Genomic DNA, 25539 nt, shown 5'->3' with positions numbered 1-25539 from the left:
TCAGTTTGAGGTTTAGTAGGCTCCTTTGGAGCCCGTCGCAAATCCGTCGTCAGGTCAGGCTGGCGTCCGCGCCGCCAGCGCCAGGTCGTCGGCATGGATCATCGGGCCGTAGGTGAAGCCCAGCACGCCCTCGATGGCGTCGGACTTCAGGCCGCGGATGCGCCCGGCGTCCTCGGAGTCGTAGCGGGCCAGGCCGCGGCCGATCTCGCGGCCGGCCTCGTCGACCACGACCACGGCGTCGCCCTTGCCGAAGCGGCCCTCGACCGCAAGCATGCCCGCGACCAGAAGGCTCTTGCCGGTGGCCAGCGCCTTGGCCGCTCCGTCGTCGACGATCACCGCGCCCGAGGTCGCCAGCGAGCCGGCGATCCAGGCCTTGTACGCGGCCGCGACGGAGACCGACGGTTCGATCACCGTGGCCTTGTCGCCGGCCTCGATCGCGGCGAGCGGGGCCGGGCGGCGGCCGAGGGTGATGATGGTGGCGCAGCCGGCCGACTGGGCGATGCGGGCGGCCATGATCTTGGTGGCCATGCCGCCGGTGCCGACCCCGGCGCTGGCGTTGGCGCCGCCGGCCATGGCCTCGACCTCCGGCGTCAGCTGGCTGATGCGCGGCAAGTGCTCGGCCGCGGGATTGCTGCGCGGGTCGGCGGTGTAGAGGCCGTCGATGTCCGACAGCAGGACCAGGGCCTCGGCGCGGATCATCTGGGCGACGCGGGCGGCTAGGCGATCGTTGTCGCCATAGCGGATCTCTTCCGTGACGACCGTGTCGTTCTCGTTGACCACCGGAATCACGCCGAGCGACAGCAGGGTGGTGAGCGTCGCATGGGCGTTGAGCCAGCGGCTGCGGATCTCGGTGTCGTCGCGGGTGAGCAGCACCTGGGCGGTGACGAGGCCGTGGGGCTCGAGCGCCTCTTCCCAGGCGCGCATCAGTTCGGACTGGCCGGCGGCGGCGCAGGCCTGCTTCTCGGGCAGGGTCAGCTTGCGGCGGCCCATGGCGAGCCGGCGGCGGCCCAGCGCCACGGCGCCGGACGACACGACGAGCACCTGCTGGCCGCGGGCGCGCAGCCGCGCGACGTCGGCGGCGAAGGCCGAAAGCCACGCCGAGTCGGGGCCTGCCTCGCCGGCCACGAGGGCCGAGCCGACCTTGACGACGACGCGCTTGGCCTCCCCCAGGCCGCTCACGGAGTCCAGCCCGTTCCGCCGGCCTGGTCGGCCTCTTCCTGGGCGATCTGCGCCTTGCGCTCGCGGACCATGGCGTAGGCCTCGCGCAGCAATTCGACGACGCCCTTGCCGGCGACGCCGGACACCAGGCGGACCTTGCCGCCGACGGCTTCTTCCAGGGCTTCGCGCTGCATTTCGATGACGCTGTCGTCGAGCGCGTCGATCTTGCTGAGGGCGACGATCTCGGTCTTGTCGCCGAGCTCCTCGCCATAGGCTTCAAGCTCGCCGCGGACGGTGCGCCAGGCTTCGGCGACGTCGGTCTGGGTCGCGTCGACCAGATGGATCAGCACCGCCGTGCGCTCGACGTGGCCGAGGAAGCGGGTGCCGAGCCCGGCGCCTTCCGAGGCGCCTTCGATCAGCCCGGGAATGTCGGCCAGCACGAACCGCTCGCTGGGCGACAGGTCGACCATGCCGAGATTGGGGGCCAGGGTCGTGAACGGATAGTCGGCGATCTTCGGCTTGGCGGCGCTGGCCGCGGCCAGGAAGGTCGACTTGCCGGCGTTGGGCAGACCGACCAGGCCGACGTCGGCGATCAGCTTCAGACGCAGCCAGATCCAGCGTTCTTCGCCTTCCTGGCCCGGGTTGGCGTGGCGCGGGGCCTGGTTGATCGGACCCTTGAAGCGGTCGTTGCCCCAGCCGCCGTTGCCGCCCTTGAGCAGCAGCAGGCGCTTGCCGGGCACGTCCATGTCGGCGATCAGGGTTTCCTTGTCCTCGTCGAGCACCTCGGTGCCCACGGGGACCTTGAGCACCACGTCGTCGCCGGCCCCGCCGTGGCGGTTGCGGCCCATGCCGTGGATGCCGGTGCCGGCCTTGAAGTGCTGGGTGTAGCGGTAGTCGATCAGGGTGTTGAGGCCCTCGACCGCCTCGATCCAGACGTCGCCGCCGCTGCCGCCGTCGCCGCCGTCAGGGCCGCCGTACTCGATGTACTTCTCGCGCCGGAACGACACAGCGCCGCCGCCGCCGTTTCCGGAGCGGATATAGATCTTGCACTGGTCGAGAAACTTCATCGGGGCCTTTTGTAGCATGGGAAGCGCCCCGTCGAGCCTTGCGGCCGCGGGGCGCTTCGATTCATCGCGCGTGTGGCCTCAGGCCAGCCACACCATCATCCGGGTCGGGGTGGTCTGACCGCCCCGCGCGATCGAGGGGCGCAGCTCGACATCGCCGGTGTAGAGGAAGCCGGCGTTGCACAGCACCTGGCCCGAGGCCGGGTTGTCGGCGAAGTGGCCGGCATGCATGTAGCGCCGGCCCCAGGTCCGGTGCGCCCAGACCAGCGCGCCGCTCGCCGCCTCGGTGGCGTAGCCCTGGCCCCAGTGCGGCCGGCCGATCCAGTAGCCGATCTCGCGCTCGCCGCCGTCGCGGGCGTCGAAGCCCAGCACGCCGATCGCGCCGTGCTCGGGATGGTCGATGACGAACACCGCTTCGCGGGCGGGGTCGGCCGCGCTGGCCTTGTCGAGAAAGCCTTCGGCGTGCTCCACCCCATAGGGATAGGGCATGCCGGTGGTCATGCGGGCCACGTCGAAATCGTTGGCGTAACTCGCCAGGCGGGCTGCGTCGGTCTTGCGGGCCTTACGCAGCCGCAGCCGCTGCGTCGTGATGACGGGCTCCAGTTCGATCGCACACATCGGTCTACCTCCCGGCCCTCTGTCGGGGCCCCAGAACGCAAAGAGGGGGAGTCCGGCGATCCGGACTCCCCCTCGGAAGCACTCTGCCCGGTTCGCCTTACGGCGAACCCGGTTTCAAGAGGTTCGCCTGATTATTCGGCCGCTTGAGCCACAACCACGTTCACGTAGGTGCGGTCGTCGCGCTTGGTCACGAATTTCACGGCGCCGGCGGCGGTCGCGAAGAGGGTGTGGTCCTTGCCGATGCCAACGTTGTCGCCCGGGAAGAACTTCGTGCCGCGCTGGCGAACGATGATGTTGCCGCCGACGACAGCTTCACCACCGAACTTCTTTACGCCGAGGCGGCGGCCAGCCGAGTCGCGACCGTTGCGCGAAGAGCCGCCAGATTTCTTGTGAGCCATAGCTCTCTCCTAACTCTCTAGTGCGCGCTTATTCGGCGGCGTCGTCAGACTTCTTGGCGGCGGCCTTCTTCGGCGCAGCCTTCTTTTCGGCCTTGGCCGGAGCGACCGGAGCCGCAGCGGCTTCGAGCTCGGCGACCACGTTCTTCAGGTTGCGGGCGCGAGCGTCCAGCAGGGCCTTCGAGCTGAGGTCGACGGCGCCGTCCCACTTGGCGGTCTTGCCGGCGCCGGCGATCGAGGTCACGCGCAGCACGGTTTCCGACTGGCGGTGACCGCGGGTGCGGCGATAGCCCTGACGGCGGATCTTCTTGAAGATCTTGATCTTCTCGCCGCGGCGGGTCTCGATCAGCGTGGCCGAGACGCTCGCGCCGTCGACCAGCGGAGCGCCGACCGTGATGGCTTCACCATCGCCGAGCAGGAGGACGTCGCCGAACGCGACTTCCGCACCCGGTTCACCGTCGAGCTTTTCGACGACCAGCAGGTCACCGGCTTGAACCCGGTACTGCTTTCCGCCGGTTTTGATCACCGCGTACATCGTTGGCGCCTTGGACTATAGCAAAATGGATAGCGCCCGCGAGATAGCCCGCGGGCGAGAGGCGCGGACTTATACAGAGGGGCCGTTGAGAGTCAACGCGCCTGGCGTGTTTCTACGGTGACGTGGCTCAGACCCGGCAAGCCGGCAAGCCGCGCGCGGTATATTTCGGCCGCCACGACCTCGCGCGCCTCGACGACGACGATGGCGGCGTGGTGGCCGGGGCCGAGACGCCAGAGGTGCAGGTCGAGCAGGCGCTCGCCGCCGCTCTCCATGCGCTGGCGGATCTCGGCGGTCAGTTCCGGCGAGGGATTGACGTCCAGCAGCACCGAACCGGTGCGGACCATCAGTCGCCAGGCGAAATGGGCCAGCAGCGCCGCGCCGGCCAGGCCCGCCAGACCGTCCGCCCAGGCCCAGCCGAACACGCGTCCGAGACCAAGGCCGACGATGGCCAGCGCCGAGACCGCCGCGTCGCCGGCCAGGTGCAGGTGCGCGGCCGAAAGATTGAGGTCGCCGTCGCGGTCATGCGCATGGGCGTGCGCGGGGCGCAGCAGCCACATGCAGATCAGGTTGATCGCCAGCGCCAGGCCGGCCAGGGCCAGCGCCCCGTCATAGGCGACGGGGGCGTGCGAGAGCATGTGCCGTCCGCTCTCGATCGCCACCAGCACGGCGCTGATCGCCAGCACCGCGGCGTTGGCGAACCCGGCCAGGTAGCCAAGCTTTCCGGTGCCGAACGAGAAGCGATGATCCTGAGCGTAGCGGCGCGCCATCCGATAGGCGCCTGCCGCCACCGCCAATGCGGCGACGTGGGCGGCCATGTGCACGCCATTGGCGATCAGGGCCATGGAGTTGAAGGCCAGCCCGCCGCCGATCTGGACGGCCAGGGTCAGCACGCAGATCGCCGCCACCAGCCAGGTCCGCCGCTCGTTGCGCGCGTGGTCGGCGCCCAAATAGACGCGGTCGCCCCGGAAGGCGTCCATCTGTCCTTGGCGTTCGGGGGCGGAGGCGGTCACGAGGGCTCTTATATAGCGGCGATCGGGGAGCGCGCGCGCCGATATGGGCGCCGGATCGGGTGTTGTCGCGCTCCGGTCGATGGGCCGGGGGCGCGGTGTTATTCGATAACACCTATATATGGTCAAGCGGTCGATGGCCGCAGACTGTTCCCTTCGCCACGATCAGTGACTAGATGACGTCCATGACCGACAAGACCCCCGTCACCGTCCTCACCGGCTATCTCGGCGCCGGCAAGACCACGCTCTTGAACCGCATCCTCACCGAGGACCACGGCAAGAAGTACGCCGTCATCGTCAACGAGTTCGGCGAGGTGGGGATCGACAACGACCTCATCGTCGGCGCGGACGAAGAAGTCTTCGAGATGAACAACGGCTGCGTCTGCTGCACCGTGCGCGGCGACCTTATCCGCGTGCTCTCGGGCCTGATGAAGCGCAAGGGCAAGTTCGACGCCATCGTCGTCGAGACCACCGGCCTGGCCGATCCCGGCCCCGTCGCCCAGACCTTCTTCGTCGACGACGACGTGAAGGCCAAGACCCAGCTCGACAGCGTCACCACCGTGGTCGACGCCAAGCACCTGCCGCTGCGGCTCGCCGACTCCAGGGAAGCGGTCGAGCAGATCGCCTTCGCCGACCAGATCGTGCTGAACAAGACCGACCTCGTCACCGAGGACGAACTGCGCGCGGTCGAGGCGTCGATCCGCCGGCTGAACCCGCTGGCCCCGATCCACCGCACCCAACGCTCTCAGGTGCCGCTCGAGGCGATCCTCGGCCGCGGCAGCTTCGACCTGGCCCGCATCACCGAGGTGCAGCCGGAATTCCTCAATCCCGCCCACGGCGAACCGGGCCACGTTCACGACGAGGACTGCGACCATGATCACGACCATCATCATCACCACGATCATGACCACGGTCACCACGACCATGATCATGAGGACCATGCGGCGGCAGCGGGCATACGCGGCATCTCGCTCACGCTCGACAAGCCGATCCACGGGCAACGGGTGACCAACTGGCTGAACCAGGTCCTGCAGGACCAAGGGCCGGACATCCTGCGCGCGAAGGGCATCCTCGACGTCCAGGGCGAGGACCGCCGCCTGGTGTTCCAGGCCGTGCACATGATCTTGGAGGGCGACTTCCAAGGGCAGTGGAAGGACGGCGACAAGCGCTACAGCCGGCTGGTGTTCATCGGCCGCAACCTCGACGAGGCCAAGCTGCGCGAGGGCTTCGAGGCCTGCGCGGCTTAAGACCGATAGTTGCTCCCCCTCTGGGGGCGCTGTCAGCCGAATGGCTGACTGAGGGGGACTTCGACGCTCGTCGTTGAGTGCGGTCCCCCTCCGTTTCGCGCTTCGCGCCGATCCACCTCCCCCAGAAGGGGAGGAATTGCAGACAAAGAAAAGGCCCGCCCGGGTTTCCCTGGGCGGGCCTTTCTATTTCGTCCGAAGCGCTGCTTAGAGCTCTTCGTTGATCAGGGCGACTTGGAAGAAGCCATTGCCCTGCAGGGTGTTCATCACCGCCATGAAGTCGCCGTAGCGAACGGTCCGGTCGGCGCGGATGTAGACGCGCTCTTCGGTCGGTTCCGGCGAGGCCAGGATGCGGGTCAGATCCGCCGGCAGCGTGTCGAGGCTGGTCGGCACGTCGCCGATGAACAGCTTGCCGCCTTGCTGAACGTTGATCAGCGTCGGCTCTTCGACCTTCGTGCCCGGGGGCGGCGGGATCGCCGGCGGCAGGTCGAGCTTAATCGACACCGTCGCCGCGGGGATCGACACCATGAAGATGATGAGGAGCACCAGCATCACGTCCACGAAGGGCGTGACGTTGATGTCGCTGTTTTGGCCGAGGTCGAACTTGCCGCCGCCTCCGCCTCCCAGCTTCGCACCCATATGAATTTCCTTCCCTAGGGCCCCTACATTGGGGCCGCCGTACAGTCAGCGACACCCTTCGCTAAACAAAATGCGCTTGTAAAGCCCGAACCTGCGAACTTGCGTCCATCAGACCGCCTGCTCTGCTCGGCGCCTGTTTGCCGGGCGTGAATCCGAGTGATTCCGCCTCTCGCCAAGACCAATGTTAGGCAGGTAATACCCCGGCATGACTTTCCAGTTCGACGCCTATGTCACCGCGGCCCTTTTCGGAAAGGACGGCAAGGCCCTGTTCGCCCTCGGCGACGGCACCGTCCGATTCGAGTCGGGCGAGCAGATCGAAGCCCACGACGGGGCGATTCTCTGCGCCTGCCTGCACCCCAGCGGCGAGGGCCTGATCACCGGCGGCGACGACGGACGCGTCGTCTGGTCGCGGACCTCCGGCGCGACGGAGATCGCCAAGATCCCGGGCCGCTGGATCGACTCGGTCGACGCCTCTGCGGACTCCAAGCTGATCGCCTTCTCGGCGGGCAAGGACCTGCATGTCCGCGACAGCGCCGATCCGGCCTTTAGCCGCACTTTCACGCACGAGAAGTCGGTGGCCGCCGTGGTGTTCGATCCCAAGGGGCGGCGCGTCGCGGCGGCGACCTATGGCGGCGCCTGGCTCTGGTACGCCAAGATCGCCGAACAGAAGCCCTATGTCCTGAAGTGGGCCGGCAGCCATGTGGGCCTGGCCTTCAGCCCCGACGGCAAGTTCCTGATGTCGGCCATGCAGGAGAACGCCCTGCACGGCTGGCGCGTCGCCGACGAGAAGAACCTGCGCATGGGCGGCTATCCCGTGAAGGTCAAAAGCATGACCTTCATCACCAAGGGGCAGCTGCTGATCACGTCCGGCGCCAACGGCCTGGTGGCCTGGCCGTTCGCCGGCGCGACCGGCCCTATGGGCAAGCAGGCGGCCGAGGTCGGCTTCGACGAGAGCGCCATGGTCGTGCGGGTCGATGGCATGCCGGGCGGCCGGTGGGTCTGCGCCGGGCTGGACGACGGCCGGGTCTGGGCCTGCGACCTGACCGGTCAGCGGATCGTGCCGCTCAAGGCCGAGAAGGGCGCGGCGATCGCGGCGCTGGCGATGAGCAAGGACGGAACCCGAGTCGCCTGGGGCGACGAGGACGGCGCGGCCGGCGTGGTCAGCGTTTAGGTTTTGAGAAATTGCTCCCCTTCTGGGGGAGTTGTCAGCCGAAAGGCCGACTGAGGGGGACTTTGACTTGACTGCATCGAGAGCAGTCCTCCTCCGTCTCGGCGCGTTGCGCCGATCCACCTCCGCCAGAAGGGGAGGATCTAAGACTCAAATCCCTTCAGCTCGCCCCAGGCCTCGAACGGGTCGCGGGTCGAGCGGAAGCCGTTGATCGGCGCGGCCTCGTCGCGCCAGCCCAGCGCCATGCCCGAGAACAGCATGTGGTCGTCCGGCAGGCCGACCGCCTTGGCCACGGTCTGCGGATAGCGCGCCCAGTACTCCTGGGCGCAGGTGTCGAGGCCGCGCTCGGTCGCCAGCAGCATCACGGTCTGCATGTACATGCCGACGTCCGACCACTGCGGCGGGCCGACCTTGCGGTCGAGGCAGAAGAAGAGGCCGACCGGCGCGCCGAAGAACTCGCCGTTGCGCGCGAACTGGCGCAGGCGGGCGGGCTTGTCCTCGCGCGGGATGCCGACCGAGGCATAGAGTTCTTCGCCGTTCTTGAACCGCCGGGTGCGGAAGGGCTCCCAGAGGTCTGGCGGATAGACGTCGTACTCCATCGCCTCGCCGAACGGGTTGGCTGCGACCTGCGCCTTCAACTGCGCCAGCGGCTCGCCGGCCAGGGCGTAGACCCGCCACGGCTGCAGGTTGCCGCCTGACGGCGCGCGGGCCGCCGCCTCCAGGATCTCGCGGACCAGGGCTGCGGCGGGGACGTCCGGCTTGAAGGCGCGAACGGACATGCGGGCGGCGACGGCGTCGGAAACGTTCAACAGATTGCGTCCTTGCGGCGGCTTGACCGGAAAGCGTGCTCAAAGCATCGCTACTATCCGGCCGTGGGGTAAGGGCAAGGGTCTTGGCGAAGGCGTCTCGGGGATTGTTCGGCCGGCTGGTGCGCGGGCTGTTGCTGTTGGTGCTGATCTTCGGCCTGATCGGCCCGGTGATGGTCACGGCGCTCTACCGGTTCGTGCCGCCGCCGGTGACCTGGCTGATGGTTCAGCGGGTGACCGAGGGCCGGGGCTTCGACCGCCGCTGGAAGCCGCTGGACGAAATCTCGCCGCGGCTGGTTCGCGCGGTGATCGCCGCCGAGGACGCCAAGTTCTGCGACCACAACGGCTTCGACTTCGAGGCGATCGAAAAGGCCTATGAGGCCAACGCCAAGGGCAAGAAGCTGCGCGGCGGCTCGACGATCAGCCAGCAGACCGCCAAGAACGTCTTCCTGTGGCCGGGCCGATCCTATGTCCGCAAGGGCCTGGAGGCTTACTTCACGGTGCTGATCGAGGTGATCTGGGGCAAGCAGCGGATCATGGAGGTCTACCTCAACTCCATCGAGTGGGGCCCGGGCGTCTATGGCGCCGAGGCCGCCGCCCAGAAGAACTTCGGGGTCAGCGCCGCCAAGCTCACCCCGGCCCAGGCCGCGCGGCTGGCGGCGATCCTGCCCAGCCCGCTGAAGTGGCAGGCGGCCAAGCCCGGCCCCTACGTGAAGCGTCGCTCGGGCAAGATCGGCAAGGCGGCCGGGACCATCAACCGCGAGGGCATGGCCGCCTGCGTCCTGGGTTGAACCGCAGGCCGATAGGCCATCCAATGCCGCAGGGGGCTCAAACCTTGACGGAGGCGGCTGCATGAAGGTCGGCGTTCCCAGCGAGATCAAGCCGAACGAGCATCGGGTGGGCCTGACGCCGACCGCCGTCCGCGAATATGTCGAGCGCGGCCACGAGGTGGCGGTGCAGGCCGGAGCCGGGACCGGGGCCGGTTATGCCGACGAGGCCTATCGTCGGGCCGGGGCGGCCATCGTCGCCGACGCCGAGGCGATCTTCGCCGCCAGCAAGCTGATCGTGAAGGTCAAGGAACCGCAGCCGACCGAATGGGCGCGGCTGAACCAGGACCACATCCTCTTCACCTATCTGCATCTGGCGCCCGACCCTGAGCAGGCCGAGGGCCTGCTGGCCTCGGGCTGCGCGGCGATCGCCTACGAGACCGTGACCGACGCGGCCGGCGGGCTGCCGCTGCTGGCGCCGATGTCGGAGGTGGCGGGCCGGATTGCGGTGTTCTCGGCCGGCGAGACCCTGCTCAAGCACAACGGCGGCATGGGCCTCTTGATCTCCGGCGTGCCGGGCGTGCCGCCGGCGCGGGTCTGCGTGCTGGGCGGCGGCGTGGTCGGCATCAACGCCGCGCGCATGGCCGCGGGCCTGGGGGCCGAGGTGGTCGTGCTCGAGCGCTCGATCCCGCGGATGCGCCAGATCGACGACCTCTTTCAGGGGCGGATCCTGACCCGCTACTCGACCCTGGATGCGGTCGAGGAGGAGGTGCTGAAGGCCGACGTGGTGATCGGCGCGGTGCTGACCCCGGGGGCCTCGGCGCCCAAGCTGGTCCGCCGCGAGCACCTGAAGCAGATGAAGACCGGCTCGGTGCTGGTCGACGTCTCGATCGACCAGGGCGGCTGCTTCGAGACCTCGCACCCGACCACCCACGCCGAGCCGACCTATGTGGTCGACGGCGTCGTGCACTACTGCGTGGCGAACATGCCCGGCGCGGCGCCGCGCACCTCGTCAGAGGCGCTGGTCCACGCCACCCTGCCGTTCGGCCTGGCGCTGGCCGACCGCGGGCTGGAGGCGCTGCGGGACAATCCGCACCTGGCCAAGGGGCTGAACGTGCTGAAGGGCGCAGTCACCCACCCGGCGGTGGCGCAGGCGCTAGGAAAGGACTTCGTCGACCCGTTCGGGGTCTGGGCCAAGCGCTAGGCGGCGGCCCAGGCGCGGGGGTCGAGGGCGACCGGATCGTCGATCGCCATTTCGTCCCAGTCGAGGTCCGGCGGCGGGCTGGAGGCCGCGGCGATCACCGCCGACAGCTCGGCGGCCGAGGTCACGCCGACCAGCACGGTGGCGGCTTCGACGCGCGAAAGCGCAAAGCCCAGCGCGGCTTGCAGCGGGTCCGAGCGGCCCTCGGCGATCAGCCGACGGGCGCGCGAGATGCGGCTGGCGGCGGCCTTCAGGTGCGTCGGCGCGCGGTCCGGCGGCAGGAACAGCAGGCCGTTCAGGAAGATCGAGCGCAGGTGGACTTCGATGCCCAGGCCGGCCAGCGCCGCCAGGGTGCCGTCGATCAGCAGCCGCTGGTCGAGCAGCGAGGCCGGAGCCTGGACGATGTCGGGACGGAAGCGGCGGGCGACGCCGAGCGGGTCGTCGGAGGCGAACACCGACACCCCGATCTTGCGGGTCAGGCCGGCGTCCTTCATCGCCCGCAGGCGGTTCCAGAGGGCCATGCCGTGCGGGCCGAACAGGTCGGCGGCGCAGGGCACCAGGATGGCGTCGGCCTGCTCCACGCCCAGGCGGCGCAGGGTCGCGCGGGCCTCGGCCTCGACATAGTCGGGGCCGCGGTCGGGACGCACGGTCGAGATCGAAATCCGGAACGGGGTCGGGCGCGGCAGCACTTCGCCCAGCGCCGCCTCGGCGACGCCGGAGTGGCCGTCGACGTCCAGCACCGGCAATTGCGCGCGCGCGGCGATGTCCAGGATGTCCCGGGCTTCGGCCTTGGGCGCGCGGCCGCGCACCAGCGTGGTCTGGTCGAGACCGAACTGTGCGGAGCCGAGGCCGAGCTTGGAGAGCGGTGAGATCATGAAGCCGGTGACGCTGGATACGGAAGCGAGGAAGCGCCATCTTCACGGCAATGCCTAAAGAAGCGGTGTCTAGGACCTTTCCAGGGAGTTAAAGTCGAGCCATGCGAGAGCCGCTCCCCGAATGGCCGATGTTCGGCATGGCCGACGATGTCCGCCCCGCGCTAGCCCAAGCCCAGCAAGGGAATCTGCCGCTGGCCCTGGCCACCCTGACCTCGGTCGAGGGCGGCGGGCCGCGTCCGCCGGGGACCCAGATGGTGTTCGCCCACGGCATCGTGTCCGGTTACTTTTCCGGCGGCTGCGTCGAGAGCGACGTGGCCGACCACGCCTTCGCCTGCTTGGAGGACGGAGCGCCCCGGCGGCTGGTCTACGGCGCGGGCAGTCCCTGGCCCGACATCCAGCTGCTGTGCGGGGCGCGGATCGAGATCTTCGTCGAACGCGTGACCCCCGACGACCCGGCGCTGCTCGAACTGCTCGCCGCCCACGAGGCCCGCCGGCCGGTGGTCTGGGTCAGCGACGGCGTCCGGCGCGACTGCGGCCCCGCGCCGGGCCCCTGGGACGGAGCGATCGTCCAGGCCTATGAGCCGACTCCGCGGCTGGTGGTGTTCGGGGCCGACCCGACCGCCCTGGCCATCGCCCAGCTCGGCGTCCAGTCAGGCATGGAAACGACGCTGGTCCGCCCGAAGGGGCCGCAGAGCCCGCCGCCGATCGCCGGGATCGCCTATCGCCGCGACGAGCCCGCCCAGGCGCTGGCGGCGATCGGGACCGACGCCTGGACGGCGATCGCCATCGCCACCCACAATCTCGACATGGACCGCGAGGCGCTGGCCGCGGCGCTGCCGTCCGACGCGGGCTATGTCGGCCTGTTGGGCGCCCGCAAGCGTTTGCCCGAGCGCCTGGCCCCGCTGCGCGCGGCGGGCTTCTCCGAGGCGCGGCTGCAGCAGCTGCACGCCCCCATCGGCCTCGACATCGGCGGCAAGGCCCCCTGGGAGGTGGCGCTGTCGGTGATCGGCGAGATCACCGCCCTGCGCCATGCGCGCCTGGCGGAGGAGCCGCGCAAGGCCACCCCGAAGCGGGCGACGGCTTAGGCGTCCTCCCCTCTTGGGGGAGGTGGCGCGCGAGGCCCGACGGAGGGGGACTGCTCTCATGCCAAGTGAGTCAATGTCCTCCTCAGTCAGCCATTCGGCTGACAGCTTCCCCAGAGGGGGAGCAATTTGGGCTTAAGCCCGCACCAGCGGCAGCACCTCGACGAGGTCGCCGGCCGCCAGCGCCGGGGCGCCCGCAGGCCGGCGCAGCAGGGCGTCGGCGGCGGCGAACACGCTGACCAGCGAGCTGTCCTGGTCGCGGTAGGGTTCGGCCATCAAGCTGCCGTCTGCGTAGCTGAGCTTGGCGCGCATCCAATGCTCACGCGAGCCGTTGGCCGACATCGGCAGGGCCAGTTTGGCGCTCGCCATCGGCAGGCTTTCGGCCCCGCCCTGGAGCTTCATGACGATGGGCTTGAGGAACAGTTCGGCGCAGACGAAGGCCGAGGCCGGGTTGCCGGGCAGGCCCAGCATCCGGCGCCCGTCGCCGAGCACGCCGAAGAAGGTCGGCTTGCCGGGGCGGACATTGACGCTGGCGACCTTCAGCGAGAGGCCCAGCGCGCTGGCGGCTGCGCGCACCAGGTCGTGGTCACCGACCGAGGCGCCGCCGACCGTGACGATCAGCTCGGCGTCGGCGTCTCTCAGCGCGCCGATCACGGCGTCGAGCTCGTCGCGGACTGGTTTGCACTTGAAGGCCAGGCCGCCCCAGCCCTCGACCATGGCGGCAAGGGCCGGCGCGCCGGAATCGTAGATCTGGTAGGGGCCCGGCGCGGCCGGCGCCTCGACGATCTCCTCGCCGGTGGACACGATCGCCACCCGCGGCCGGGCGTGGACGAGGACTTCGGCGCGCCCGGCGGAGGCCGCCAGGGACAACCTCCAGGGATCGATGCGGGTTCCGGCGCTCAACAGCGCCTGGCCGGCTTTGAAGTCGCCGCCCGCGGGGCGCAGGTTGGCGCCCGGCGCCGAGGCGGGGACCGTGACGGTCTCGCCCTCGCGGGCGGCGTCCTCCTGGATGACGATGGTGTCGGCGCCGGCCGGCATCGCGGCGCCGGTGAAGATCCGCACCGCCTGGCCCGGCTTGAGCTCGCCTTCATAGCCGTGGCCGGCGGCGCTCTCGCCGACGATGGCCAGGGTCCCGGGCGCGTCGGCGCTGCGCAGCGCCCATCCGTCCATGGCCGAGGCGTCGAACGGCGGCTGGTGGCGGACGGCGGCGACGTCTTCCGCCAGCACCCGGCCGATGGCGGACTTGAGCGCGATGGTCTCGCCGGCCAGCGGCGCGATCCCGGCCAGCATCGCCGCGCGGGCGTCCTCGACGGGCATCAGCTTCATGCGCGGGCCCAGTCGCCGGACTTGCCGCCGCTCTTGGTCAGCAGTCGCACGCTCTCGATGGTCATGCCTTTGTCGGCGGCCTTCAGCATGTCGTAGATGGTCAGACAGGCGACCGAGACGGCGGTCAGCGCCTCCATCTCCACGCCGGTCTGGCCCGAGGTCTTCACCCGCGCGGTGACGGCCAGGCCGCCCTCGGCCGGGGCGACCCGGACCTCGACCTTGCTCAGGGCCAGCGGGTGGCACAGCGGGATCAGGTCGGCGGTCTTCTTGGCGGCCATGATCCCGGCGATCTCGGCGGTGGCCCGCACGTCGCCCTTCTTGGCGTCGCCCGACAGCGCCAGGGCCAGGGTTGCGGCGTCCATGCGGACGAAGCCCTCGGCGGTCGCCTCGCGGGAGGTGACCTCCTTGCCGGAGACATCGACCATGTGGGCGCGGCCGGTCTCGTCGATATGGGTGAGCTTGCTCACTTACTGCTCGAGCAGCCGCGGCATGAGCTCGACCATGTTGCAGGGGCCATGGCGGCTGTCGAGCTGGGCGGAGATCACCTTGTCCCAGCCGTCCTTCACCGCGCCGTTGGAGCCCGGCAGGCAGAACACGAACACCCCGTCGACGATGCCGGCGGTGGCGCGGCTCTGCAGGGTCGAGAGGCCGACCGACTGGTAGCTGACCAGATGGAAGATCACCGAGAAGCCGTCGATCTTCTTGTCGAACAGCGGCTCGACCGCTTCGGGCGTCACGTCGCGGCCGGTGATGCCGGTGCCGCCGGTGGTGATGATGGCGTCGACGGCGCCCGAGGCGACCCAGGCTTTGATCTGCTCGCGGATCTGGGCGACGTCGTCCTTGACGATGCCCTTGTCGGCCAACTCGTGGCCGGCGGCCTTGATCCGCTCGGCCAGCACGTGGCCGGAGGTGTCGCTTTCCTCGTCGCGGGTGTCGGAGACGGTCAGCACCGCGATGCGGACCGGCTTGATCGCCTGGCTCTCGTCGATGCGGCCGCCGGGGGTGAAGGCGTTCATGGCGTGTTGGTCTCCCATCGGGCGATGTCGGCGTGGTCCTGGTCGCGCGGTTCGATCCAGCGCGAGCCGTCGGGGCCGGTCTCCTTCTTCCAGAAGGGAGCGCGGCTCTTCAAGTAGTCCATCAGGAAATCGCAGGCCTCGAAGGCCGCGCGGCGGTGCGTGGCGGCGGTGGCCACGAAGACGATCGGCTCGCCGGGCGCGATGGCGCCGGTCCGGTGGACGATCTGGAAGTCGTCGAGCGCGAATCGGGCCTTGGCCTCGCCCGCGATCTTGCCGATCGCCGCCTCGGTGAAGCCGGGATAGGCCTCCAGCTCCAGGGTCGTGGTCGCGCCGCGCTCGGCGCGGGCCAGGCCCGTGAAAGTGGCGATGGCGCCGGTCTCCTCCCGGCCTTGGCTGAAGGCGGTCAGCAGCGCGCCCGGCTCGAAAGGCTGGTCGGTCAGGCTGATCATCCGCCGCTCATCGGCGGCAGATAGGCGACCTCGGACCGCGTGGTCAGCACCGCGTCGCCGCGCACGATCTCCTGGTCGAGGGCGACCTGCACGCCGGGCCGGGCCAGCGCTTCGGCGAGGTCCGCGTCTTCGTCCGACAGCAGGGCGGTGAGGGCGGCGATGGAGCCGGCCTCCAGCTCGCGCGAGCGCCAGCCGGCGACGTCGCTCAGGCGACCGAAGAGCAGGACCCTGGCCATGACTCAGCCCCCAGTGGTCGACATGTGGCGCGCGACGGCCGGGGCGGCGGCGCGCGCGATCTGGAAGTCGTGGCCCTGCGGCTTGGCGTCGATCGCCAGGCGGATGGCGTCCACTAGGCCCGCGTCGTCGGCTCCGGCGCGGATGACGGCGCGCAGGTCGCTGGCGTCCTCGCGGCCGAGGCAGGTGTGCAGCGTGCCGGTGCAGGTCAGCCGCACGCGGTTGCAGCTCTCGCAGAAATTATGGCTGAGCGGGGTGATGAACCCCAGCCGCCCGCCGGTCTCCTCGACCCGCACATAGCGGGCCGGGCCGCCGGTGCGGTGAGCTATCTCGTTCAGGGTCCAGAAGCTTTCCAGCCCGGCGCGCACGTCCTTCAGCGACAGGAACTGGTCGGTGCGGTCGACCTCGATCTCGCCCAGCGGCATCGCCTCGATCAGCGTCATGTCGCAGCCGCGGGCGTGGGCCCATGCGATCAGGTCGGGCAGTTCGCCGGCGTTGTCGTCCTTCAGCGCCACGGCGTTGATCTTGACCGACAGGCCGGCGGCCAAGGCCGCGTCGATGCCGGCGATGACCTTGGGCAGCTGGCCGCCCCGGGTCAGGACGCGGAATTTGGCCGGATCGAGGGTGTCCATCGAGACGTTGACCCGCCGCACGCCCAGACGCGCCAGGTCAGCGGCGAATTCCTCCAGCCGCGTGCCGTTGGTGGTCAGGGTCAGCTCGTCCAGCGCCCCGGACTTAAGGTGCCGCGACAGGTTCTCGAACAGGCCCATCACGCCCTTGCGGACCAGCGGCTCGCCGCCGGTGATGCGCAGCTTGCGCGTGCCCAGCGCCACGAAGGCCGAGGCGATGCGGTCGAGTTCCTCCAGGGTCAGCACCTCGGCCTTCGGCAGGAAGGTCATGTGCTCGGACATGCAGTAGACGCAGCGCAGGTCGCAGCGGTCGGTGACCGAGACGCGCAGATAGCTCACCATGCGTCCGAAGCCGTCGATCAACGGCTGGACGCGGGCCTCTTGCGGTGGTGCGGCGTCATAGGGCGTCATGCTGCCCATAAGATAGAGGGGAACACGGTTTGGCGACAGTGGCGCCGGAATTCGAGGCTGTGGTTCTGGCGGCCGGCGCCGGCCGTCGGTTCGGCGGCGGCAAGCTGCTCGCGCCGTGGGCAGGCGGCGCCCTTTTGGACGGCGCCCTGACCGCCGCCTTCGCCGCACCCGTCCGCCGGGTGATCGTGGTCACCGGAACGGCAGCCGCCGAGGTGGAGGCGCTAGCCCGCGACCATGCCGCGCGTTTGGGCGCCGCCGATCGCCTGCTGGTGGTCCACGCCGACGACCACGAGGAGGGAATGGGCGCCTCCCTGCGGCGGGCCGCCGCCGAGCTGCCCGCCGAGTGTGCAGGCGTGTTTGTTTTCCTCGGCGACATGCCGCGCGTGCCCCATGCGGTGCTGCCGGGCCTGGCGGAAGCGGTTCGCGCCGGCGCGCCGGCCGCGGCCCCGGTGTTCGAAGGTCAGCGCGGTCATCCGGCCCTGATCGGCGGCGGCCTGCTGCCGGATCTCCTGACGCTCCACGGCGACGCCGGCGCTCGCGCGATCCTCAAGGGCCTGGGCCAGCGCCTCGCCCTGGTCGAGGCGCCTGACGACGGGGTGCTGTTCGACGTCGACGAGCGCAGCGACCTCGCCCGCTAGGCGCTTATTTTACAGTCAAGCTTCATTAAACAAGTTCGGTCAGAAAGCCTCAACCGCGATCCACCGGGCCAGCAGAAGCGCGCCCCCGCGGATAGTCGAATGAAGAAATCAGCGGTTCGGCCGAGCGCCGCCGCCAAAGGGGTCTGGGGCTACAGTCTTGTTCAGTTCGAGTGTTGAGCGTGCGGCCGTCGCCGCGCGGGAAGTTTCATGCGGCCTGCGTTCTGGCCGGAGTGCAAATCGGTGGTCGCGTCTGGCGCTGGTCGCCATGGCCGGAACGGCCCTGACCGCGCCGATGGCGGCGGCGACGCCCGCCGGCGGCCCGCTGATCCTGAGCGGCGACTACATCAAGATCGGGATCAACGAGACCGGCGGCACCCTGGGCTACAACAACCGGGTCTCGCCGGGCATCCTCTATGACGGCACGGGGACCGGCACGTTCAACCCGAGCTACGACTACCTGACGCCGGGCACCGCGTTCGAAGGTTTCACGATCTCCGGCGCGGGCGGGTCGGCGTTCTCGTTCAGCAACAACAACTCCAGCCTCGGGTCGGTCGGCATCTCCGGCGGGGTCCTGACCGGCTACAACGGCGTGGCCTATGACGGCGCGACGTACGATCAGCGGGCCGTGTGGTCGGCGACCGCGGCGGCGGGCGGCGTGAACCTGTTCACGGTCACGCACGACTACCACTTCAACGCCGACGGCCAGCAACTCAACATCGTCACGACCATCGAGGCGCTGACCGACCTCACGGGTCTGACCTTCGCCCGCTTCACCGATCCGGACGCCCAGGCTGCGTCAGGCGACTCCAGCGAGACCAACAATTTCCGGGGCGGCAACGGCGTCGACGCGGCCAACCTCGTCTATGCCGAAGCGCTCGCCTCCAAGTACGTGATCGGCCTGTTCTCGAACGACTCGACGGGTCACAACACGGCCGTCAGCGAAGGATGGAACGACGATACGGCGTACTATCTGTCCGGCGCCAATGACGGCGACGGCGACTTCACCATCGGTCTCGGCTTCAACCTCGGCGACCTGCTGAGCGGCGGCAAGATCACCTTCAAGTACCAGTACATCTTCGGCACCGACATCGCCGCGGCGATCGGCGCCAACGGCGGCGGGGGCGGCGGCGGTCTGCTGCCGGACATCGGCGTCGGCGGCACGTTCACGCCCGAGGACATCCTGGGCGGCAAGGTCAATCCGGTCTTCGACGGCGGCACGCTGAACCTCGGCGCCACGACCTCGATCAACAACGCCTTCACGATCCGCGAGGCGGGCGGCACCATCAACACTGCCGGCCACGACCTGACGATCAGCGGCGGGATGAGCGGGGCCGGCGCCCTGACCAAGACCGGCGAGGGGGTGCTGACCCTGACCGGTTCCAACAGCCAGAACGGCCTGAACGTCCAGGGCGGCACGGTCGCCTTCAATGGCGGCGGCGCGCTGGGCGCGGGTCTGGTGACGCTGAGCGGCGGCGGCGCGCTGCGCTCGGAAGGCGACACCAGCGTCGGCCAGACGGTGCAGATCGAAGCCGGCCAGCAGGGCGGCTTCAACACCGCCGGCCACAACGTCACGCTGTCGGGGAACATCAACGGCGGCGGCGGCCTGATCAAGACCGGCGAGGGCTCGTTGACCCTGACCGGCGTCAACAACCATGGCTCGCTCGATATCCAGGGCGGCTCGGTGGTGGCCGGTTCGGCCGGCGCGCTCGGCGCGGCCGGCGGCCAGATCACCCTCGGCGGCGGCTCGAGCCTGGTCGCGGGCTCCGGCCTGACCATCACCCAGGGGCTGACCGTCCAGGGTGAGAACGCCCGCTTCGACACCGCCGGTCACGACGTGAACATGAACGGCGTGATCAGCGGCCAGAACTGCTTCATCAAGGCCGGCGCGGGCCGGCTCAGCCTCAACGCGGCGGGCTCCAACGCCATCGGCGCGTGCGTCCAGGAAGGCCAGCTCGCCTTCAACAACACCTTCTCGGGCCAGGTCTGGGTCGACCAGAGCGGCACGATGAGCGGTTCGGGCCTGGTCAACGGCAATGTCGAGGTCGACGGCACCCTGTCGCCCGGAAATTCGCCCGGCGTGCTGGTGGTCGCCGGCAGCGTCACCCAGGCGGCGGGCTCGACCCTGGCGCTCGACATCGACGGCCCGACGGCGGGCAACGGCGCGGGCCATCACGACCAGCTGGTGCTGAGCGGCGCGGGCAGCGTCTACACCGCCGGCGGCGCGATCGCTCCGATCACCCGCGGGATCACGGGTTCGGCCAACAACACCTACACCCCGCAGATCGGCGACAGCTTCCAGGTGGTCAGCGCAGAGGGCGGGGTCACCGGCTCGTTCACCGCGATCACCCAGCCGACGACGGGCCTGGCCCCGGACTCGCGCTTCGACGTGCTCTACCTGCCCAAGGCGGTGGTGCTGGCGGTGACGCCGAACAGCTATGCGGCCCTGGCGGCGCGGGCCGGCAAGCAGAACGCCCAGGCCGTGGGCGCGGCGGTCGACGCCGCGCGGCTGGCGCCTGGCCAACGTGACGCCGGCCTGGCCGGCGGTCTGGTCGGTCTCAAGCAGCCGCAGTTGCTCGACGCGCTGCAGCAGGCGGCCGGCGAGATCCACGCCGACGGCATGGAGGCGGTGCTCGGTTCCAACCGCGCCACCCGCCTGGAGGTCACCGACCGTCTGGAGACCGCCTTCGGCGCTCGCAAGGTCTGGGGCCTGGCCGGCGCCGACACCTGGGAGATCGACGCCGACAGGACCGCCAACGGCTATCGCACCGACCGCGCCTCGCTGATCTTCGGCTTCGACCAGCCGCTGTCCGACGACCTGCTGGTCGGCGCGGCGGTCAGCTACGCCCAAACCGAGGTCGACGGCCGCGGCATGGGCAGCGCCCGCACCAACAGCTATCAGCTGCACGGCTACGGCGCCTGGCGCTCGGGCGAGACCTATGTCAACGGCGTCGTGGCCGCCGGCCTCGACGACTACAAGCTGACCCGCTCGGTCACGCTGGCCAACGGCGGCCGCGCCTATCTGGGCAAGGCCGACGGGACTTCGCTGTCGGCGGATGTCGAGGCGGGTCGCCGCTTCGCCATGGGCCGCGCCGACCTGGTGCTGGCCGCGGGCCTCGCGGCCGACCGCGCCGAACGCGACGCGGTCAGCGAAGAGGGCGAGACCACCGGCGCGCTGCGCTTCGCCAGCGAGACCCGCACCGCGGTGCAGGGCCGCGTCGGCGGCAAGATCAGCACCGATACGCAAGCCGGCGCGATCAAGCTGCGTCCGTTCGCTTCGCTGTTCGTGACCCAGGAGTTCGGCGACGACACGACCGTGCTCGGCGCGCGTCTGGGCCAGAGCACCTTCGACGTCGCGGCGGCCTCGGCCGGCGAGACGGCGGTGAAGCTGTCGACCCAGCTCGACGCGGCGCTCAACGACCGCACCCGCGTCAGCCTCGGCTACCGCTACGGCTGGACCGACGCCTCGGACAGCCACGCGATCCGCGCGGCGGCGTCCTTCACCTGGTAATGAGCCGCAGCGTTTTCCTCCCCCGTCGAGTGGGGGAGGAAATCTCGCCTAGGCTTTGACGAACGGCTGGCTCAGCGTCGGCTGGCCCGTGAGGGTCAGCAGGGCGTTGGCCACCGCCGGGCCGATCACCGGGGTGCCCGGTTCGCCGACGCCGCTCGGCGCATTGCCGGACGGGACGATATAGGTCTCGACGGTCGGGGCTTCGGAATTGCGCAGCACGCGGTAGCTGTCGAAGTTGCCCTGCTCGACCACGCCGTCCTTCAGGGTGATCTGGCCGAACAGCGCCGCCGACAGTCCGTAGCAGGTCCCCCCCTCCATCTGGGCGGCGATCTGGTCGGGCGAGATCGCGGTGCCGCAGTCGATGGCGGTGACCACGCGGCCGACCTTCGGCGTCCCGCCGTCCAGCTTCACTTCCGCCACCTGCGCGACCACCGAGCCGAAGCTCTCGTGCACGGCCACGCCGCGGGTCCAGCCCGCCGGCGCCGGGGTCGTCCAGCCGGCCTTTTCCGCCGCCAGGTTCAGCACCGCCAGATGCCGGTTCGCCCCGGCCTTGGTGTAGAGCGCGCGGCGATACTCGACCGGGTCCTTGCCGGCCTTCTTCGCCAGCTGGTCGATGGTGTGCTCCATCACATAGGCGGTGTGGGTCGCGCCGACCGAACGCCACCACAGCACCGGCACGCCCGAGTCCGGCTGGATCAGCTGGGCGTCGACGATCGGCGTCGCCTTCAGGTACGGCGAGCCGAGCGTGCCCTCGACCGCGGTTTCGTCCAGCTTGGGCTGGCCCATCGGCGAGCCCTTCATCAGCGTCTGGGTGACCACCCGTTGGCGCCAGCTGGCCGGGTAGCCGTCCTGGTCGAGCGTCACGCGCACGGTGTGGTGGGCGATGGGCCGGAAGTAGCCGGCGGCCATGTCGTCCTCTCGGGTCCAGACCAGCTTCACCGGCCGGTCCTTGCCGACCTTCTTGGCGATCTCGACGCACTCGGCGACGTAGTCGGACTGGAAGTTGGCGCGCCGCCCGAACGACCCGCCGGCGAACAGCGTCTCGATCTCCACCGCGCCGGGCAGCATGGTCATGATCTTGGCGGTGTTGAGCTGGTCGATGGTCGGGATCTGCGAGCCGAAGGTCAGCTTGGCCTTGCCGCCGCCGACCTGGGCGACGCAGTTCATCGGCTCCATGGTCGCATGGGCCAGGAACGGGAAGTCGTAGGCCGCCTCGAAGGCCTCGCCCTTGACCGTGGCGATGTCGCCCTTGCTCTCGAAGGCCTGCCACGCCTCCTTGTCTGCCGGCTGGGTTTTGCCCGAAGCCAGATCCTTGTAGCGGGCCAGGATGGCGTCGGAGGACCGCTTCTCGGCCTCGTCCTCATTCCAGGCGACTTTCAGCGCCTCGCGGCCCTGCTTGGCGGCCCAGGTGTTGTCCGCCACCACGGCGACGCCGGTCGGGATCTCATAGACCTCGACCACGCCCGGCACCTTCTTGGCCTCGGCGGCGTCGAACGAGGCGACCTTGGCCCCGAACTTCGGCGCATGCGCGACCATGGCGATCAGCATGTTCGGCAGCTGGACGTCCTGGGTGAACTTCGCCGTGCCGTCGGACTTGGCCTGGGCGTCCTTGCGGCGCACGCGGTCGGTGCCGATCAGGGTGAAGGTCTTGGGATCCTTCAGCGTCGGCGTCGCCGGCGGCGTCGCCTTGGCGGCGTCGGCGACCAGTTCGCCGAAGCCCGCGCTCTTGCCGGAGGCGTGGGTCAGGACGCCGTCCTTCACGGCGATCTCGCCGGCCGGCACGCTCCACTTGTTGGCGGCCGCCTCCACGAACATCGCCCGCGCGGAGGCGCCGGCCTTACGCAGCTGGTCCCAGGAGTTGGAGATCGCCGACGAGCCGCCGGTGCCCTGCACGCCCATGCCGGTGTTGGCGTAGACCTTGGCGATGGCCGGGGCCTGCTCGACGCGGACCTTGGACCAGTCGGCGTCCAGCTCCTCGGCGACGATGGCGGCGAGGCCGGCGTGGTTGCCCTGGCCGAACTCGATATGCTTGGAGACCACCGTCACCACGCCGTCGGGCGCGATCTTAATGAAGGGGCCGAAGGCGCCGAAGTCCTCCTTGGCGCCGATCGACAGGATGTCGCCGGGCGAGCAGGCCCCGACCACCAGGGCGCCGCCGACCAGGCTGGCGCCGATCACCACGTCGCGGCGGGTGGCGCCGGCGATCGTCTTGTTGTTCACGGGAGCGTTCATCGGTGCGTCTCCCCTCAGGCCTTGGCCGGCGCCGGGGCGGCGGCCGGGCCGGGCGCGGGCATGGCCGCGGCGTCCTTGATCGCCGCGCGGACCCGCTGATAAGTCCCGCAGCGACAGATGTTGCCGTCCATCGCCGCGTCGATGTCAGCGTCGGTCGGCTTGGCGTTGGCGCCCAGCAGCGCGGCGGCCGACATGATCTGGCCCGACTGGCAGTAGCCGCATTGCGGCACGTCGTGCTTGACCCAGGCCTGCTGCAGCGGGTGCTGCCCGCCCAGGCCCTCGATGGTGGTGATCTTGCTGGCGGCGACCGCCTCGATCGGCGTCACGCACGAGCGGACCGCCTGGCCGTCGACCATCACCGTGCAGGCGCCGCATTGGGCCACGCCGCAGCCGAACTTGGTGCCGGTCAGTTGCAGCTCGTCGCGGAGCACCCAGAGCAGCGGGGTGTCGGGCGCGGCCTTGACGGCCAGGGGCTTGCCGTTGACGTCCAGAGTCATGGCCATGGGTATCCCTCCCGCAATGTGAGCGTTCGCTCATCCTAACGGCGTTCAGCCCCGCTGGTAAAGTGGCTGCGTTCGGCGCCGACCGCGGCTAGGCTGTACGCCTGACAGTCAGGGGACCTGGATGCGGAAGGTGATGTTGGCGATCGGCGCGGCGCTGGTCCTGGCCGGCTGCGCCAGCACGGCGCCGATGGACGCGACCGATGCGCCGCAGACCTATGCCTGCGCCGGCGGCCGCACGTTCACCGCCGCCTACGACCTGGCCGGCGACATGGCGATCGTTCGCGCTGGGGACCGCACTTACCGCCTGCCGCACGTGCGTTCGGCGTCCGGCGCCAAATACGCCGCCGGCGGGGTCGAGCTCTTCAGCAAAGGCGACGAGGCGATGCTGACCGGGGTGCCGGGCGCGGCCTATCGCGACTGCAAGACCGGCTGATGGACGCCTTTCCCGCCTTCTTTCCGCTCAGCGGCCGCACGGTGGTGATCGCCGGCATGGGCGAACCGGCGCAGGCCAAGCTGCGCCTGCTGGCGGGCTCGCCGGCCCGCATCGTCCATCTGCAGGGCGAGGATGCGGCCGATCCGGCCGCCTATGCCGGCGCCGCGCTCGCCTTCATCGCCAGCGCCGACGACGCCTTCGCCCAGGCCGCCGCCGCCGCCGCCCGCGCCGCCCACGTGCCGGTCAACGTCGTCGACCGCCCGCAGCTCTGCGATTTCACCACCCCGGCGGTGATCGACCGCGGCGAGGTCGTGGCCGCGATCGGCACCGGCGGCGCCTCGCCGATGCTGGCCACCATGCTGCGCGCCGACATCGAGCAGCGCGTGCCGGAGGGCGCCGGCCGGGTCGCGGCGCTGTTCCGCCAGATGCAGGACGAGGTCCGCGCCGCCCTGCCGCAAATGCACGAACGCCGGACCTTCCTGCGCGAGGCCCTGGCGGGTCCCGCCGCCGAGGCCGCCATGGCCGGCGACATGGAGGGCGCGGCCCGGCTGCTGCGCGAGGCCCTGGCCCACGGCGTCGCCGCCCAGGGCCGTGTGCGGATCGTGGTCGCGGGCGGCCCGGTCGACCTGCTGACCCTGCGTGCGGTGCGGGCCCTGGCCGCCGCCGACATCCTGATCGCCGAGCCGGACGCCGACCCGGCGGTGCTGTCGCTGGCCCGCCGCGACGCTGAGCGGCTGGCGCCGGACGACGCGGGCGCCGAGCGGCTCGCCGAGCTGACCCGCGCCGGCCAAGTGATCGCCTGGGTGATGAGCGGCCCGCCCGGCCGTGCCGCGCTGGCGGCGCTGGAGGGCGCCGGCGTGGCGGTCGAGATCCTGCCGACGGCGGCGCCGTGAGCCAACTGACGCCCGAAGACTTCGCCGCGGTGATGCTGTCGCTGAGGGTGGCCGGCGCGGCGACGCTGGTCGCCCTGCCGATCGCGGTGCTGGTGGCGCTGGCCCAGGCCCGCGGCCGCTTCGCCCTGCGGGTGGTGCTCGACGCCGCCGTCACCCTGCCGCTGGTGCTGCCGCCGGTGGCGACCGGCTACGTGCTGCTGCTGCTGTTCGGCCGCCGCGGCGCCTTCGGCCAGGCGCTGGAGAAGATCGGGATCGTCTTCGCCTTCGACTGGACCGGCGCGGCGCTGGCCGCCGGGGTCATGGCCTTTCCGCTGATGGTGCGGCCGATCCGGCTGGCCATCGAGGCCGTCGACCGCGAGGTGGACGAGGTCGCCCGCACCCTGGGGGCGGGGCGGCTGGTCCGCTTCTTCCGCATCACCCTGCCTCTGGCGCTGCCGGGCGTCGCCGCCGGCGCGATCCTCGGTTTCGCCAAGGCGCTGGGCGAGTTCGGCGCGACCATCACCTTCGTCGCCGCGATCCCCGGCGAGACCCTGACCCTGCCGGCCGCGATCTACGGCGCGACCCAGTCGCCGGGCGACGAGGCGCGGGCCGCGGCCCTCTGCCTGGTCGCCGCCGTGATCGCGGTCGCCGCGGTGCTGGTCTCCGACGCGGTCAGCCGCTGGGCGGCACGGGCCGCCCGCGGCGATCGAGGATAATCACCCGGGTAAT

27 protein-coding genes are annotated in these 25539 nt (G+C 70.3%); 10 read left to right on the top strand and 17 right to left on the bottom strand.

Features of this window, described 5'->3' with window-relative positions; all coding sequences use genetic code 11:
• Positions 1 to 54: 54 nt before the first annotated feature.
• From proB to dmeF, 6 genes are all read right to left on the bottom strand, one after another.
• A complete protein-coding gene (proB, locus tag AC1Q87_RS09380; RefSeq protein WP_492608686.1) occupies positions 55 to 1179 on the bottom strand; it encodes a glutamate 5-kinase in 1125 nt (374 codons plus the stop codon).
• Positions 1176 to 2225, bottom strand: coding sequence for a GTPase ObgE (obgE, locus tag AC1Q87_RS09375; protein WP_492608685.1), 1050 nt, complete (start codon positions 2223 to 2225; stop codon positions 1176 to 1178). Before obgE ends, proB begins: the two co-directional genes overlap by 4 nt.
• Before the next feature lie 78 nt (positions 2226 to 2303).
• Entirely contained in the window at positions 2304 to 2840 is a 537-nt protein-coding gene (locus AC1Q87_RS09370) for a GNAT family N-acetyltransferase (RefSeq protein ID WP_492608684.1), read from the bottom strand.
• Between the two features lie 131 nt (positions 2841 to 2971).
• Positions 2972 to 3238, bottom strand: a complete 267-nt coding sequence (rpmA, locus tag AC1Q87_RS09365; RefSeq protein WP_183771267.1) for a 50S ribosomal protein L27 — start codon at positions 3236 to 3238, stop codon at positions 2972 to 2974.
• A gap of 28 nt (positions 3239 to 3266) precedes the next feature.
• Positions 3267 to 3770: a 50S ribosomal protein L21 gene (rplU, locus tag AC1Q87_RS09360; protein WP_492608683.1), complete on the bottom strand. Its 504-nt coding sequence runs from the start codon at positions 3768 to 3770 to the stop codon at positions 3267 to 3269.
• A gap of 92 nt (positions 3771 to 3862) precedes the next feature.
• Complete coding sequence (gene dmeF / locus AC1Q87_RS09355; protein WP_492608682.1) at positions 3863 to 4780, bottom strand: CDF family Co(II)/Ni(II) efflux transporter DmeF; 918 nt, start codon at positions 4778 to 4780, stop codon at positions 3863 to 3865.
• 173 nt (positions 4781 to 4953) lie between these two features.
• Between dmeF and AC1Q87_RS09350 the strand changes: the two genes are divergently transcribed.
• Positions 4954 to 6024, top strand: a complete 1071-nt coding sequence (locus AC1Q87_RS09350) for a CobW family GTP-binding protein (RefSeq protein WP_492608681.1) — start codon at positions 4954 to 4956, stop codon at positions 6022 to 6024.
• A gap of 204 nt (positions 6025 to 6228) precedes the next feature.
• On the opposite strand, the gene AC1Q87_RS09345 is transcribed toward AC1Q87_RS09350, so the two are convergent.
• Positions 6229 to 6660 (bottom strand): biopolymer transporter ExbD, encoded by a 432-nt coding sequence (locus AC1Q87_RS09345; RefSeq protein ID WP_436063219.1) that lies wholly within the window; start codon positions 6658 to 6660, stop codon positions 6229 to 6231.
• A gap of 205 nt (positions 6661 to 6865) precedes the next feature.
• On the opposite strand from AC1Q87_RS09345, the gene AC1Q87_RS09340 reads away from it, so the two are divergent.
• Positions 6866 to 7831 (top strand): WD40 repeat domain-containing protein, encoded by a 966-nt coding sequence (locus AC1Q87_RS09340; protein WP_492608680.1) that lies wholly within the window; start codon positions 6866 to 6868, stop codon positions 7829 to 7831.
• A 140-nt stretch (positions 7832 to 7971) separates the two neighbouring features.
• Here AC1Q87_RS09340 and AC1Q87_RS09335 read toward each other — a convergent pair whose 3' ends face one another.
• A complete protein-coding gene (locus AC1Q87_RS09335; RefSeq protein ID WP_492608679.1) occupies positions 7972 to 8637 on the bottom strand; it encodes a nitroreductase in 666 nt (221 codons plus the stop codon).
• An 83-nt stretch (positions 8638 to 8720) separates the two neighbouring features.
• On the opposite strand from AC1Q87_RS09335, the gene mtgA reads away from it, so the two are divergent.
• Both mtgA and ald read left to right on the top strand, forming a co-directional pair.
• Positions 8721 to 9425, top strand: a complete 705-nt coding sequence (gene mtgA, locus AC1Q87_RS09330) for a monofunctional biosynthetic peptidoglycan transglycosylase (RefSeq protein WP_492608678.1) — start codon at positions 8721 to 8723, stop codon at positions 9423 to 9425.
• A gap of 61 nt (positions 9426 to 9486) precedes the next feature.
• Complete coding sequence (gene ald, locus AC1Q87_RS09325; RefSeq protein ID WP_492608677.1) at positions 9487 to 10605, top strand: alanine dehydrogenase; 1119 nt, start codon at positions 9487 to 9489, stop codon at positions 10603 to 10605.
• On the opposite strand, the gene AC1Q87_RS09320 is transcribed toward ald, so the two are convergent.
• Positions 10602 to 11477, bottom strand: a complete 876-nt coding sequence (locus tag AC1Q87_RS09320) for a bifunctional regulator KidO (RefSeq protein ID WP_492608676.1) — start codon at positions 11475 to 11477, stop codon at positions 10602 to 10604. The genes ald and AC1Q87_RS09320 overlap by 4 nt on opposite strands.
• Before the next feature lie 101 nt (positions 11478 to 11578).
• Between AC1Q87_RS09320 and AC1Q87_RS09315 the strand changes: the two genes are divergently transcribed.
• Entirely contained in the window at positions 11579 to 12562 is a 984-nt protein-coding gene (locus AC1Q87_RS09315) for an XdhC family protein (RefSeq protein WP_492608675.1), read from the top strand.
• Positions 12563 to 12694: 132 nt separating this feature from the next.
• Here AC1Q87_RS09315 and AC1Q87_RS09310 read toward each other — a convergent pair whose 3' ends face one another.
• Genes AC1Q87_RS09310 through moaA form a run of 6 tightly spaced genes read right to left on the bottom strand, consistent with a single transcriptional unit; the run spans position 12695 to position 16624 of the window.
• Complete coding sequence (locus AC1Q87_RS09310; RefSeq protein WP_492608674.1) at positions 12695 to 13885, bottom strand: molybdopterin molybdotransferase MoeA; 1191 nt, start codon at positions 13883 to 13885, stop codon at positions 12695 to 12697.
• Positions 13882 to 14352, bottom strand: coding sequence for a cyclic pyranopterin monophosphate synthase MoaC (moaC, locus tag AC1Q87_RS09305; RefSeq protein WP_492608673.1), 471 nt, complete (start codon positions 14350 to 14352; stop codon positions 13882 to 13884). The genes AC1Q87_RS09310 and moaC overlap by 4 nt, the downstream gene beginning before the upstream one ends.
• Positions 14353 to 14901 (bottom strand): molybdenum cofactor biosynthesis protein B, encoded by a 549-nt coding sequence (gene moaB / locus AC1Q87_RS09300; RefSeq protein WP_492608672.1) that lies wholly within the window; start codon positions 14899 to 14901, stop codon positions 14353 to 14355. It lies immediately after the preceding gene.
• Complete coding sequence (locus AC1Q87_RS09295; protein WP_492608671.1) at positions 14898 to 15350, bottom strand: molybdenum cofactor biosynthesis protein MoaE; 453 nt, start codon at positions 15348 to 15350, stop codon at positions 14898 to 14900. The genes moaB and AC1Q87_RS09295 overlap by 4 nt, the downstream gene beginning before the upstream one ends.
• The gene (locus tag AC1Q87_RS09290; RefSeq protein ID WP_492608670.1) at positions 15347 to 15586 is read right to left on the bottom strand and encodes a MoaD/ThiS family protein; all 240 of its coding nucleotides are present in this window, start codon (positions 15584 to 15586) and stop codon (positions 15347 to 15349) included. The genes AC1Q87_RS09295 and AC1Q87_RS09290 overlap by 4 nt, the downstream gene beginning before the upstream one ends.
• 3 nt (positions 15587 to 15589) lie before the next feature.
• Positions 15590 to 16624, bottom strand: coding sequence for a GTP 3',8-cyclase MoaA (moaA, locus tag AC1Q87_RS09285; protein WP_492608669.1), 1035 nt, complete (start codon positions 16622 to 16624; stop codon positions 15590 to 15592).
• Positions 16625 to 16662: 38 nt separating this feature from the next.
• On the opposite strand from moaA, the gene AC1Q87_RS09280 reads away from it, so the two are divergent.
• Entirely contained in the window at positions 16663 to 17262 is a 600-nt protein-coding gene (locus AC1Q87_RS09280; RefSeq protein ID WP_492609269.1) for a nucleotidyltransferase family protein, read from the top strand.
• Positions 17263 to 17527: 265 nt separating this feature from the next.
• A complete protein-coding gene (locus AC1Q87_RS09275) occupies positions 17528 to 20770 on the top strand; it encodes an autotransporter outer membrane beta-barrel domain-containing protein (RefSeq protein WP_492608668.1) in 3243 nt (1080 codons plus the stop codon).
• Between the two features lie 48 nt (positions 20771 to 20818).
• Here the strand turns inward: AC1Q87_RS09275 and AC1Q87_RS09270 are convergent, their stop codons facing one another.
• Together AC1Q87_RS09270 and AC1Q87_RS09265 are read right to left on the bottom strand one after the other, a co-directional pair.
• Positions 20819 to 23002 carry a xanthine dehydrogenase family protein molybdopterin-binding subunit gene (locus AC1Q87_RS09270; RefSeq protein WP_492608667.1) on the bottom strand — a complete coding sequence of 728 codons (2184 nt, stop codon included), beginning with the start codon at positions 23000 to 23002 and terminating at the stop codon, positions 20819 to 20821.
• A 14-nt stretch (positions 23003 to 23016) separates the two neighbouring features.
• Positions 23017 to 23505, bottom strand: a complete 489-nt coding sequence (locus AC1Q87_RS09265) for a (2Fe-2S)-binding protein (protein ID WP_492608666.1) — start codon at positions 23503 to 23505, stop codon at positions 23017 to 23019.
• 121 nt (positions 23506 to 23626) lie between these two features.
• Here AC1Q87_RS09265 and AC1Q87_RS09260 point away from each other — a divergent pair, with 121 nt between their 5' ends.
• From AC1Q87_RS09260 to modB, 3 genes are read left to right on the top strand one after another with little or no spacing between them, the layout of a single operon-like run.
• Positions 23627 to 23938 carry an MliC family protein gene (locus AC1Q87_RS09260; RefSeq protein WP_492608665.1) on the top strand — a complete coding sequence of 104 codons (312 nt, stop codon included), beginning with the start codon at positions 23627 to 23629 and terminating at the stop codon, positions 23936 to 23938.
• A complete protein-coding gene (locus AC1Q87_RS09255) occupies positions 23938 to 24831 on the top strand; it encodes a precorrin-2 dehydrogenase/sirohydrochlorin ferrochelatase family protein (RefSeq protein WP_492608664.1) in 894 nt (297 codons plus the stop codon). Before AC1Q87_RS09260 ends, AC1Q87_RS09255 begins: the two co-directional genes overlap by 1 nt.
• Positions 24828 to 25526, top strand: a complete 699-nt coding sequence (modB, locus tag AC1Q87_RS09250; protein WP_492608663.1) for a molybdate ABC transporter permease subunit — start codon at positions 24828 to 24830, stop codon at positions 25524 to 25526. Before AC1Q87_RS09255 ends, modB begins: the two co-directional genes overlap by 4 nt.
• Positions 25527 to 25539 lie beyond the last annotated feature (13 nt).

The organism is Phenylobacterium sp. GW823-FHT02A09, assembly GCF_058797775.1.
The sequence above is the reverse complement of the archived record's forward strand: the minus strand, read 5'-3'. Positions and strand labels throughout refer to the sequence as shown.